The sequence below is a fragment of the Nocardioides sp. genome (assembly GCF_035703625.1).
In the GTDB taxonomy this organism is placed as follows: Bacteria; Actinomycetota; Actinomycetes; order Propionibacteriales; family Nocardioidaceae; genus Nocardioides.
This window is the reverse complement of record NZ_DASSXS010000103.1, coordinates 1-11266: the sequence shown is the minus strand read 5'-3', so window position 1 is coordinate 11266 and position 11266 is coordinate 1. Positions and strand designations below refer to the sequence as shown.

Sequence of the window (11266 nt, the reverse complement as noted above, 5' to 3'; positions counted from 1 at the left end):
GGACCGTCGTGAGAAGACGATGTCCGAGCGCCTGATGAACGAGATCCTCGACGCCTCCAACGGCCTCGGTGCCGCGGTGAAGAAGCGCGAGGACACCCACAAGATGGCCGAGTCCAACAAGGCCTTCGCCCACTACCGCTGGTGATCGCGCCGGCGGCTCCCCTGCCGGGGGATCCGCCGCGCATGACCACCCCACCCACTTCCTAAGGAACGCTGACAGTGGCTGTCGACATCACCACGGACCTCAACAAGGTCCGCAACATCGGCATCATGGCGCACATCGATGCCGGGAAGACCACCACCACCGAGCGCATCCTCTTCTACACCGGCATCACCTACAAGATCGGTGAGGTCCACGAGGGCGCGGCCACGATGGACTGGATGGAGCAGGAGCAGGAGCGCGGCATCACCATCACCTCCGCCGCGACCACCTGCTGGTGGAAGGACCACCAGATCAACATCATCGACACCCCTGGTCACGTCGACTTCACCGCCGAGGTCGAGCGCTCGCTGCGCGTCCTCGACGGCGCGGTCGCCGTGTTCGACGGGGTGGCCGGCGTGGAGCCCCAGACGATGACGGTCTGGCGGCAGGCCAACAAGTACTCCGTGCCCCGGATGTGCTTCGTGAACAAGCTGGACCGCACCGGTGCGGACTTCTTCCGCTGCGTCGACATGATGGTCGACCGGCTCAACTCCACGCCGCTGGTCCTGCAGCTGCCGATCGGTGCCGAGAGCGACTTCCTCGGGGTCGTCGACCTGGTCGGGATGCGCGCCCTCACCTGGCGCGGCGAGACCAAGATGGGCGAGGACTACGAGGTCGAGGAGATCCCGGCCGAGATGGCCGAGCAGGTCGCGGAGTACCGCGAGAAGTTCCTCGAGACCCTGGCCGAGGCCGACGACGACATCATGGAGAAGTACCTCGAGGGCGAGGACATCTCCGTGGAGGAGCTCGAGGCCGCGATCCGGCGCGCCACCCTGGCCGACAAGGTCAACCCTGTCCTGTGCGGCACCGCGTTCAAGAACAAGGGCGTCCAGCCCCTGCTCGACGCGGTCGTGAAGTTCCTCCCGTCGCCGCTCGACATCGAGGGCATCGTCGGCCACTCGGTCAAGGACGAGGACGAGGAGATCGTCCGCAAGCCCTCCGACGACGAGCCGTTCTCCGGCCTGGCCTACAAGATCGCCTCCGACCCCCACCTCGGAAAGCTGATCTACGTCCGGGTCTACTCCGGCAAGCTCGAGGCGGGCTCGACCGTGACCAACTCGGTCAACGGCCGCAAGGAGCGGATCGGCAAGGTCTACCAGATGCACGCCAACAAGCGTGAGGAGATCGCGTCGGTCGGCGCCGGCCAGATCGTGGCCGTCATGGGCCTCAAGGACACCAAGACCGGGCACACGCTGTGCGACGCCCAGCACCCGGTCGTCCTGGAGTCCATGACCTTCCCGGCCCCCGTGATCGAGGTCGCCATCGAGCCCAAGACGAAGGGCGACCAGGAGAAGCTCGGCATCGCGATCCAGCGGCTCTCCGACGAGGACCCGACCTTCACGGTCAAGGCCGACGAGGAGACCGGTCAGACGATCATCGCCGGCATGGGCGAGCTGCACCTCGAGATCCTGGTCGACCGGATGAAGCGCGAGTTCCGCGTCGAGGCCACCGTCGGCAAGCCGCAGGTGGCCTACCGCGAGACCCTCCGCAAGGAGGTCTCCAAGCACAGCTACACGCACAAGAAGCAGACCGGTGGCTCCGGCCAGTTCGCCAAGGTCGTCGTCTCCCTCGGGCCGAACGTCGACCCGGAGACGGGCGCCGGCGCGGGCTACGAGTTCGCCAACAACGTCACCGGTGGCCGGGTCCCGAAGGAGTACATCCCGTCGGTCGACCAGGGCGGCCAGGAGGCCATGGAGTTCGGCGTGCTCGCCGGCTACCCGATGGTCGACGTGAAGTTCACGCTCGAGGACGGCGCCTACCACGACGTCGACTCCTCCGAGCTGGCCTTCAAGATCGCCGGCAACCAGGCCTTCAAGGAGGCCGCCCGCATGGCCAAGCCGGTCCTGCTCGAGCCGATGTTCGCGGTCGAGGTCACCACTCCCGAGAACTTCCTCGGGGACGTGATCGGCGACATCAACAGCCGGCGCGGCCAGGTTCGCAACATGGAGGAGAGGCACGGCGACCGGGTCGTCGACGCCCTCGTCCCGCTGTCCGAGATGTTCGGGTACGTTGGCGACCTGAGGTCGAAGACCTCGGGGCAGGCGTCGTACTCGATGGAGTTCGACTCGTACGCCGAGGTTCCCCAGACCATCGCCGACGAGATCATCAAGAAGGTCCGCGGCGAGTAGCCTCGTCAGGATCCTCGGCACAAGTAAACGCAACACGAGTCAGGTAACAACCACACCAGGAGGAGCCCACAGTGGCTAAGGCGAAGTTCGAGCGGACCAAGCCGCACGTGAACATCGGCACCATCGGTCACATCGACCACGGCAAGACGACGCTGACCGCAGCGATCACGAAGGTCCTGCACGACAAGCACCCGGACCTGAACCCGTTCACGCCGTTCGACGAGATCGACAAGGCACCCGAGGAGCGTCAGCGCGGCATCACGATCTCGATCGCGCACGTCGAGTACCAGACCGAGAGCCGTCACTACGCGCACGTCGACTGCCCCGGTCACGCCGACTACATCAAGAACATGATCACCGGAGCGGCTCAGATGGACGGTGCGATCCTCGTGGTCGCGGCCACCGACGGCCCGATGCCCCAGACGCGTGAGCACGTCCTGCTCGCCCGCCAGGTGGGTGTTCCCGCCCTGGTCGTCGCGCTGAACAAGTGCGACATGGTCGACGACGAGGAGCTCGTCGAGCTCGTCGAGATGGAGGTGCGCGAGCTCCTCTCGGAGTACGAGTTCCCCGGCGACGACATCCCGGTCGTCAAGGTCGCTGCCTTCCCGGCGCTGAACGGCGACGAGAAGTGGGGCGAGTCCATCGCGGAGCTCATGCAGGCCGTCGACGACTACATCCCGACCCCGGAGCGCGAGACCGAGAAGCCGTTCCTGATGCCCGTCGAGGACGTCTTCACCATCACCGGTCGCGGCACCGTGATCACCGGTCGCATCGAGCGCGGCATCGTGAAGGTCAACGAGGAGGTCGAGATCGTCGGCATCCGCGAGAAGTCGCAGAAGACGACGGTCACCGGCGTCGAGATGTTCCGCAAGCTGCTCGACGAGGGCCAGGCCGGCGAGAACGTCGGACTGCTGCTCCGCGGCACGAAGCGCGAGGACGTCGAGCGCGGCATGGTGGTCATCAAGCCGGGCACCACGACCCCGCACACCAACTTCGAGGCCTCGGTCTACATCCTCTCGAAGGAGGAGGGCGGCCGTCACACGCCGTTCTTCAACAACTACCGCCCGCAGTTCTACTTCCGTACGACGGACGTGACCGGCGTGGTGACCCTCCCCGAGGGCACCGAGATGGTCATGCCGGGTGACAACACCGAGATGTCGGTGGAGCTCATCCAGCCGATCGCCATGGACGAGGGCCTGCGGTTCGCGATCCGTGAGGGCGGCCGCACCGTCGGCGCCGGCCGGGTCACGAAGATCACGAAGTGATCCCCGCCGGTCACTGACCGGTTGAACCACCAGTTCGGCCCCGGAGCCTCGGCTCCGGGGCCGAACTGCGTCTCGGGCGGGCGAACCCCTAGCGTGGTGGGCATGACGCTGAGGCTCGGCATGGTCACGATCGACACCACCGACGCGGAGGGACTCGCCGGGTGGTGGGCCGGGAGGCTCGGCGCCGCGGTGACCGAGACCAACGGCGGCTGGTACGTCGTGCTCGCCGGAGGCGGGCTGCCGGCGCTGCTGTCCTTCCAGAAGGTCGACGACCCGACCCCCGGCAAGAACAGGCTGCACCTCGACCTGGTCGCCGCCGACCTCGAGTCAGCGGTCGACGAGCTCGTCGACGCCGGTGCCACGGTCGTCGGACGGCGCGACGAGGGCTTTCCGTGGGTCACCCTCACCGACCCGGGCGGCAACGAGTTCTGTGTCTCCGCGCACGAGCACTCGTCGGTGCCTCTGGACTCCTAGCCGGGAAGCGGCAGCGACCGCCACACCGACCTCGGTGTCACGGTCGGCATCGGACCCGGTGCGGGGGTCGGCGAAAGGCGTGGTCCTCGTCCTCGCGGCTCTTGAGAAGATGGCCGGATGGTCGAGGAACGAGTCCGTCCGGGACGCCCGCATCATCGGCTGACCGACGACGGGCGGCGGATGCGCGAGGTGCTCTCCTACTCCCGACGGGGCAGTCGCTTCACGCCGACCCAGGCGGCGGCCTGGGAGGCGCACCACGAGAGGTGGGTGATCCCCGAGGAGGCGCTGGACGACCCGGCTTTCTCCTGGCGCTCGTGGTTCGGACGCGACGCCCCCCTGGTCGTCGAGATCGGGTCCGGGGTCGGAGAGGCCACGGCGGCGCTGGCCGCCGCCCGGCCGGACCACGACGTGCTCGCGCTCGAGGTGTGGCGCCCGGGAGTCGCCGACGGGCTGGGTCGGGTGGCGGCGGCCGGGGCCAACAACGTCAGGTTCTGCTCGGTCGACGCGGTCTGGGCGCTGGAGCACCTGGTCGCGGAGAACTCGCTGGCCGGGCTGTGGACCTTCTTCCCGGACCCCTGGCCGAAGACGCGGCACCACAAGCGGCGACTCGTCACCCCGAGGTTCGCGCACCTCGCCGCGACCCGGCTGGCGCCCGGTGCGACCTGGCGGCTGGCCACCGACTGGGACGACTACGCGCAGCAGATGAAGGACGTGCTGGACGTCGAGCCCCTGCTGTCAGGCGGGGTCACCAACCGGTGGGAGGAGCGCCCGCTCACCCGCTTCGAGCGCAAGGGCGTCGCCGCGGGGCGCGCGATCACCGACCTCGCCTACACCCGCCTCGGCGAGGGGCTCAGCGCTCCCGGAACCTGATCCCGGCCCGCTCGAGCTCGAACTCCAGGCGCAGCCGCTCGGACTCGCGCTCCACGCCCTCGGGCAGCCCCGGGAGGTCGGTCGGCAGGTCGAGGGCACGGCAGGCGTCGAGAAGCGCGTCGTCGTAGGCCGCCATCATCCCCCTGAACTTCGCCATCGGCATGCCCGGCGGGTGACGGCGGACCTCGCGGTGCAGCCGGCGGAGATCGGCGGCGATCCGTTCCAGCGGCATGCCGACGGGGGCCGGTGGCGGCGGGGGAATGAGGTGCAGGAGCCGGCCCGCCCGCACGGTCAGGGCCACCATCTCTGCGAAGTAGAACACCGCGCCGAAGGCCACCGCCGCGACCGCCGTGGCGACGGCGATGGCCAGCACCCCACCGACCGGGCCGTCCAGCATGCTCCGACGGTAGGTCCGTACGGGACGGCCTGCAACGGGTCGACGGCCCCTCAGCGGCGTGCGGTCAGGCGGGCTCGCAGCGCTGCTTCCCTGGCCAGCCTTGCCGCGTCGCGCTCTCGGCGTGACGCCAGGACCGCGCAGAGGAACTCCTCCGGGACGGTGCCCGACGGCGGCGCCGGGGCGACGTACGCCGCGACCTCCTCGGCCAGCCTCGCACCGATCCTCGCCCGCGATGCGGGGTCGATCGTGGGCAGTCGGCCCAGGTACTGGCGCACGGCCAGGACCAGTCCGGCCGGGGGTGCCGCGATGTCGGCGGACCTCGCCCAGGCAGCCAGACGGGGCGGCATCGGCGGTGGTGGCGCCAGCCGCAGCCGCACGCGTTCGCGGACGACGTAGGTGCCGGCCGCGAGGTCGCCCAGCCGCTTGCCGCGCGAGTTGACCAGAGCACAGAAGAACGCCGGCACGCCGGTGAAGAGATACACCTCGACCACCGCGACCAGGGCCCGGACGAACGACTGCTGGAAGGAGACGGGACCGGCGTCGTCGCGCACCGCGCGCAGGCCCATGGCCAGCTTGCCCAGCGACTTGCCGCGGGTGAGCGTCTCGAGGGTCGTGGGCAGGATCAGGAAGACGGTGATCAGGGTGCCGATCCACGCCACCCACTGCAGTGCCTGGTCGGTCTGCAGGCTGGCCGTTGCGTAGAGCATCACGATGGCGACGAGCAGCAGGAGCGTGGCGGTGACGTCGATGAGGCCGGAGACCATCCGGGTCCCGAGGCCGGCCGGGGGGAGGTCGAGGGCGACGGCCTCGCCGGTGACGAGGTCGTCGGTGGTGAGAGTCGCGAACTCGGGCCCGGCCACGGGATCAGTCTAGGTGCGGGCGCAGCGTGGCGAGCAGGTCCGGCCAGTGGCGCAGCAGAGCGGCGAGGTGGGTGGTGTCGGGGCGGACGACGTGCCGCGCGCCGAGGCGTGCGGTCAGCCTTGCGGTGTCGGCGGCGGGGGCGTTGGTGTCCAGCTCCCCGGACCAGGCATAGGCCGGGCACCGGACGTCCTCCGGCGGGTGGGGCCAGGGCCGGAACGCCACCGCCGCGTCGCGCAGGAACCCCTCGTGCTGGGCCAGCGCCTCGCGCGCGGCGGCCGCGACCTCGGCATCCGGCATGTCCGCGAGCAGCGCCGCGTCCTGCTCGGGCAGGGACCCACGCCACCGGGCCGCCAGCGCGGAGTCGTCGGGGTCCTCCGGCCGGATCGTGGCCACCCACGCCGCGAACTCCGGCCGCGCCGCCTCCATCGTCTGCTCGACGGTTCCCGGCTCCTGGCGGTACTGGGTCGACACCAGACCGAGCACCTGCACCCGGTCGGGATGCCGCGCGGCGAGGGACACGCCGTACCCGCCGCCGATGGACATGGCGAGCACACCGAACCTGCCGATCCCGATCCGGTCGAGGACGGCGACCACGTCGTCTGCCACGGTGCCTGCGTCGGGCGGGTGGTAGGTCGAGTGGCCGTAGCCCGGGCGGTTGACGCACAGCAGCCGGACCCCGGCCGCGCGCGCTGCGCCCTCGCCGGTCATCGCCGCGTGCCGGGTGTCCGGGCAGCCGTGCAGGAACACCACGACCGGACCCTGGTCGGCCCCGCCGAGCCACAGCTGCGCCGTACGGCCGTCCGGCAACGTCGTCGTCGTCACGCCCGTCACCCTAGGCTGGCCGCGTGGATCTCGACGCCTACGTGCTCGCGCACGCTCACGAGTGGCAGCGGCTGGAGTCGCTCGTGGCGCAACGCCGGCTCAGCGGTGCCGAGAGTGACGAGCTGGTCGAGCGCTACCAGCAGGTGGCCACCCACCTCTCGGTCGTGCGCACCTCCGCGGCCGACGCGTCGCTGGTCGCCCACCTGTCCTCGCTGCTGGCCCGCGCCCGCAACCGGGCCACCGCCACCCACGTGACCACCTGGCGGGGCGTCGCGGCCTTCTTCACCGACCGGTTCCCGGCCGCGCTCTACCGCCAGCGATGGTGGTGGATCGGGGTGCTGGCGGCCAACGTCGTGGTCACGGCCGTGATGCTGCTGTGGCTCCTGCAGCACCCGAGCGTCGAGCAGAGCATGATGTCGCCCGCCGAGATCGAGGACCTCGTCAACGAGGACTTCGAGGGCTACTACAGCGAGTTCGCCGCCAGCCACTTCGCCGCCCAGGTCTGGATCAACAACGCTTTCGTGGCAGCCCTGTGCGTGGCCTTCGGCATCCTGGGCTTCCCGGTCGTCTACCTGTTGTTCTCCAACGTCGCCAGGCTCGCGATCATCGGCTCGATCATGCATCGGGCCGGGCACGGCGAGCACTTCTGGGGCCTGATCCTGCCGCACGGCCTGCTGGAGCTGACCGCGGTCTTCGTGGCCGGCGGGGTGGGGCTGCGCCTGTTCTGGTCGTGGGTGGACCCCGGCGAGCTGACCCGGTCCCAGTCGATGGCCCGCGAGGGACGCACGGCCGGGACGGTCGTACTCGGGCTGGTGGTCGTGCTCCTCGTCAGCGGCATCATCGAGGCCTTCGTGACGCCCTCCGGCCTGCCGACCTGGGCGAGGGTCGGCATCGGGATCACCGCCGAGGCGCTCTTCTTCGCCTACGTCTTCGTCCTGGGCCGGGCGGCCGTCCGCCGCGGCCACACCGGTGACCTCGACCCGGCGCTCCTGGAGGACCGGGTCGCCACCCAGGCCTAGCCCTACAGCAGCCCTCGAGCCTTCAGGTCGAGGTACAGGTCGGCCAGCGCCGGCGGCAGTCGGTCCGCGTCGGTGTCCACCACGTGCACCCCGAGGGTGTCGAGCAGCTCGGCGGTCCGGCGTCGCCGGAGCAGCACCTGCTCGGCGGCCGCGGCGTCGTACACCTGCGCGAGGTCGTCCCGGGAGCCGGCGAGCCGGTCCAGCGCGGGGTCGCGGACGGAGGCCAGCACGACCCGGTGGTGACGGGTCAGGGTCGTGAGCACCGGCAGCAGCCCCTCCTCGACGGCGGACGGCTCCAGCGGGGTCAGGAGCACCACGAGCGCGTGCCGGCGGCCGAGCCCGGTGACGGCGCCCGCGAGCGCCGACCAGTCGGCCTCCGCGATGACCGGTTCGAGATCGGCCATCGCGTCCTGGAGGTTGTGGGCGACGTCCCGGCCGCCGGCCGACCGCAGGCGACTGCGGACCCGGCGGTCCCCGGCGACGAAGTCGACGCGGTCCCCGGCCCGGGAGGCGAGCGCGGCCAGCAGCAGGGCGGCGTCCATCGCCGAGTCCAGCCGGGGTACGTCGTCGACGCGGCCGGCCGAGACGCGGGAGGTGTCGAGCACCAGCACCACCCGCCTGTCCCGCTCGGGCTGCCAGGTCCGCACCACCACGCCGGTGGAACGGGCGGTCGCCCGCCAGTCGATCGACCGCACGTCGTCGCCGCGGACGTACTCGCGCAGCGAGTCGAACTCGGTGCCCTGTCCTCGCACCCGCACGGCCGAGCGGCCGTCCAGGTCGCGGAGCCGGGCCAGCCGGCTCGGCAGGTGCTTGCGGGACTCGAACGGGGGCAGCACCCGGACACTCCCGGGCACCTGGCGGGTGGCCTGCCGCGCCGCGAGCCCGAGCGGGCCCGGCACGCGGACGGTCACGCCCACGACCCGCAGGTCCCCACGACGCCGCGGGTGGAGCGGTGTCCGCAGCAGCGTCCGGTCGCCGGGCGCCAGCCGGATCCGGTGCCGGTTGTCGGAGGCCCCGGCCGTGGGTTGCCACGCGTCGCGCACCAGGGCCCGCATCCGGCGCGGGGAGTGGTTCGCCGCGACCAGCACCGCCTCTGCGGGCTGGCCGAGCCGGACCGTGCCGAGCGGTCGACGCGCGAGCGACAACCGGGCGGGCCGGGGGGCGAGCGCCCAGTCCACGAGCGTCAGCACGACGACCAGGAGGACCCACAGCCAGACCGTGCCCATGCTCGGCCGGAGCACGACCGGCACCAGCCCCAGCAGCAGGAGGAGGGGCAGCCTCCCCGAGAGCGCCATCAGTTCCCGGCCATCAGCTCGTCACCGGGGCACCGGGACCGAGCCGAGGGCGGACGACAGGACCTGGTCGACGTCGACCCCGTCGAGCTCGGCCTCGGGCCGGAGCCCCAGCCGGTGCCCCAGCGTGGCGTGGGCCAGGGACTTCACGTCATCGGGCGTCACGAAGTCCCGTCCGCTCAACCATGCCCAGGCCCGCGCCGCCCGGAGCAGGGCGGTCGCTCCTCGCGGGCTGACGCCCAGGCTCAGCGACGGTGACTCGCGGGTGGCGCGGGCGATGTCGACGACGTACCCGGCGACGTCGGAGGAGATCGTCACCTCGCGTACGGCGGCCTGACCGGCCTCGATGTCCACGGCGCCCGCCACGGCGCCCACGCCGGCCGCGGAGATGTCGCGCGGGTCGAAGCCCTCGGCGTGACGGCGCAGGATCTCCAGCTCGGCGTCCCGGTCGGGGATCGGCAGCACGACCTTCACCAGGAACCGGTCGAGCTGGGCCTCCGGCAACGGGTAGGTGCCTTCGTACTCGACGGGGTTCTGGGTCGCTGCCACCAGGAACGGTCGGGGCAGCCGGCGGGAGACCCCGTCGACGGACACCTGGCCCTCCTCCATGGCCTCGAGCAACGCGGACTGGGTCTTGGGTGGGGTCCGGTTGATCTCGTCGGCGAGCAGCAGGTTGGTGAAGAGCGGGCCCTCCCGGAACGACAGCTCGCCCTGCTTGCTGTCGATCACCATCGAGCCGGTGATGTCACCGGGCATCAGGTCGGGCGTGAACTGGACCCGACGCGCGTCCACCGACAGTGCGGCGGCGAGGGTGCGGACCAGCAGGGTCTTCGCCACCCCCGGGACCCCCTCCATCAGCACGTGCCCCCCGCACAGGAGGGCGACGAGCAGTCCGGAGACGGCGGAGTCCTGGCCGACGACCGCCTTGGCGACCTCGGTGCGTACCGCGCCCAGCCGCTCCCGCGCCCCGGAGTGGTCGTGGTCGACCGTGGTCGAAGTGACGGGCTCGGTCATGTGCGTCGTACCTCTCTGTCGAGCTCGGCCAGCCCTCGGGCCAGCGTGATCAGGTCCCGGTCGGTGCCGGGCGGTGCCCCCGGCCCGAGCAGCGCGGCCACGTCGGCCACGTCGCGGCCAGTGTGCCGTGCCACGTCGCGGACGAGGGCATCGTCATCGGGGCCCTGGAGGCCGAGCCGGTGGGCGGCCCTGGCCCGGGTCGCCCGCCTGAGCGCCTCCGCGGCATGAGGTCGGTCGTGGGCCCTGCGGTAGAGGCGCCCGCGGGCCCGGGTGGTCTCGATCGCCTTCACGACGACGGGGAGGGGTTCCGTGGCCAGCGGACCGAGCCGGCGGGCCCGCCACGCGATGAGGGCGATGGTGGCGACCACCGTCAGCCACAGACCCGGCACGATCCAGCGGGGGAGCAGGGTCTCGAGGCTGACGCCGTCGCCGGCCGGGAGGTCGGCGATGGTGGGGACGTACCAGACCAGCCGGTCATCCTGGCCGAGCAGGCGTACGGCGGCCGCGGCGTTGTCGGCCCGCAGGACCTGGTCGTTGGTGAGCGCCTCGGAGATCCCGAACAGGGTGACCTGGCCGTTCTCCACGACCAACGAGCCGTCGTCGTCCGGGAAGCAACCCCTCCCCGGGTAGGCCAGTGCGCGGTCGACCTCCACCGTGAGGTCGGCGAACAGCGGGTCGGAGCACTGCGCGTCCCATCCACCGTCGCGGGTGACCCGGCGGGGCGGCTCGAAGGTGCCGAGCGTGTCCACGAGTCCGGGGCCCGCATCCACCAGCACCAGCGACGCCCCGCGGGCGTGCGCCAGCAGCCGGGTGGTGGTCGTCTGGCCGAGCTGATCGGTGGAGGTCACCACGACGGTGGTGTCTGCGGCCACCTCGGTCGCCTCCAGGGCCTCGGCGTCGCGGGCGACCGTGACCTCGACG

The 11266-nt window shown here is 71.4% G+C and carries 11 protein-coding genes and 1 pseudogene; 6 read left to right on the top strand and 6 right to left on the bottom strand.

The window, feature by feature from the left end; all coding sequences use genetic code 11:
- From VFN12_RS05255 to trmB, 5 genes and pseudogenes are all read left to right on the top strand, one after another.
- A pseudogene (locus VFN12_RS05255) lies at positions 1 to 145 on the top strand (30S ribosomal protein S7); the annotation flags it as partial.
- A gap of 125 nt (positions 146 to 270) precedes the next feature.
- A complete protein-coding gene (fusA, locus tag VFN12_RS05250) occupies positions 271 to 2331 on the top strand; it encodes an elongation factor G (RefSeq protein ID WP_414690009.1) in 2061 nt (686 codons plus the stop codon).
- A gap of 71 nt (positions 2332 to 2402) precedes the next feature.
- Complete coding sequence (tuf, locus tag VFN12_RS05245; protein WP_325117552.1) at positions 2403 to 3596, top strand: elongation factor Tu; 1194 nt, start codon at positions 2403 to 2405, stop codon at positions 3594 to 3596.
- A gap of 102 nt (positions 3597 to 3698) precedes the next feature.
- Entirely contained in the window at positions 3699 to 4070 is a 372-nt protein-coding gene (locus tag VFN12_RS05240; RefSeq protein ID WP_325117551.1) for a VOC family protein, read from the top strand.
- A gap of 117 nt (positions 4071 to 4187) precedes the next feature.
- The gene (gene trmB / locus VFN12_RS05235; protein WP_325117549.1) at positions 4188 to 4940 is read left to right on the top strand and encodes a tRNA (guanosine(46)-N7)-methyltransferase TrmB; all 753 of its coding nucleotides are present in this window, start codon (positions 4188 to 4190) and stop codon (positions 4938 to 4940) included.
- Here the strand turns inward: trmB and VFN12_RS05230 are convergent.
- The 3 genes from VFN12_RS05230 to VFN12_RS05220 are packed head-to-tail and all read right to left on the bottom strand — an operon-like array spanning position 4921 to position 7020.
- Positions 4921 to 5337, bottom strand: coding sequence for a hypothetical protein (locus VFN12_RS05230; protein ID WP_325117548.1), 417 nt, complete (start codon positions 5335 to 5337; stop codon positions 4921 to 4923). The genes trmB and VFN12_RS05230 overlap by 20 nt on opposite strands.
- Before the next feature lie 50 nt (positions 5338 to 5387).
- Complete coding sequence (locus VFN12_RS05225; protein ID WP_325117547.1) at positions 5388 to 6197, bottom strand: RDD family protein; 810 nt, start codon at positions 6195 to 6197, stop codon at positions 5388 to 5390.
- A 4-nt stretch (positions 6198 to 6201) separates the two neighbouring features.
- Entirely contained in the window at positions 6202 to 7020 is an 819-nt protein-coding gene (locus VFN12_RS05220; RefSeq protein ID WP_325117546.1) for an alpha/beta hydrolase, read from the bottom strand.
- A 23-nt stretch (positions 7021 to 7043) separates the two neighbouring features.
- On the opposite strand from VFN12_RS05220, the gene VFN12_RS05215 reads away from it, so the two are divergent.
- Positions 7044 to 8039 carry a stage II sporulation protein M gene (locus VFN12_RS05215; protein WP_325117545.1) on the top strand — a complete coding sequence of 332 codons (996 nt, stop codon included), beginning with the start codon at positions 7044 to 7046 and terminating at the stop codon, positions 8037 to 8039.
- Between the two features lie 2 nt (positions 8040 to 8041).
- Here VFN12_RS05215 and VFN12_RS05210 read toward each other — a convergent pair whose 3' ends face one another.
- From VFN12_RS05210 to VFN12_RS05200, 3 genes are all read right to left on the bottom strand, one after another.
- Positions 8042 to 9334, bottom strand: coding sequence for a DUF58 domain-containing protein (locus VFN12_RS05210; RefSeq protein WP_325117543.1), 1293 nt, complete (start codon positions 9332 to 9334; stop codon positions 8042 to 8044).
- A 21-nt stretch (positions 9335 to 9355) separates the two neighbouring features.
- On the bottom strand, positions 9356 to 10345 hold the full coding sequence (locus VFN12_RS05205; protein ID WP_325117542.1) for a MoxR family ATPase: 990 nt from the start codon (positions 10343 to 10345) through the stop codon (positions 9356 to 9358).
- A partial coding sequence (locus VFN12_RS05200; RefSeq protein ID WP_325117541.1) for a DUF4350 domain-containing protein occupies positions 10342 to 11266 on the bottom strand: 925 nt, incomplete at its 5' end. The genes VFN12_RS05205 and VFN12_RS05200, both read right to left, overlap by 4 nt.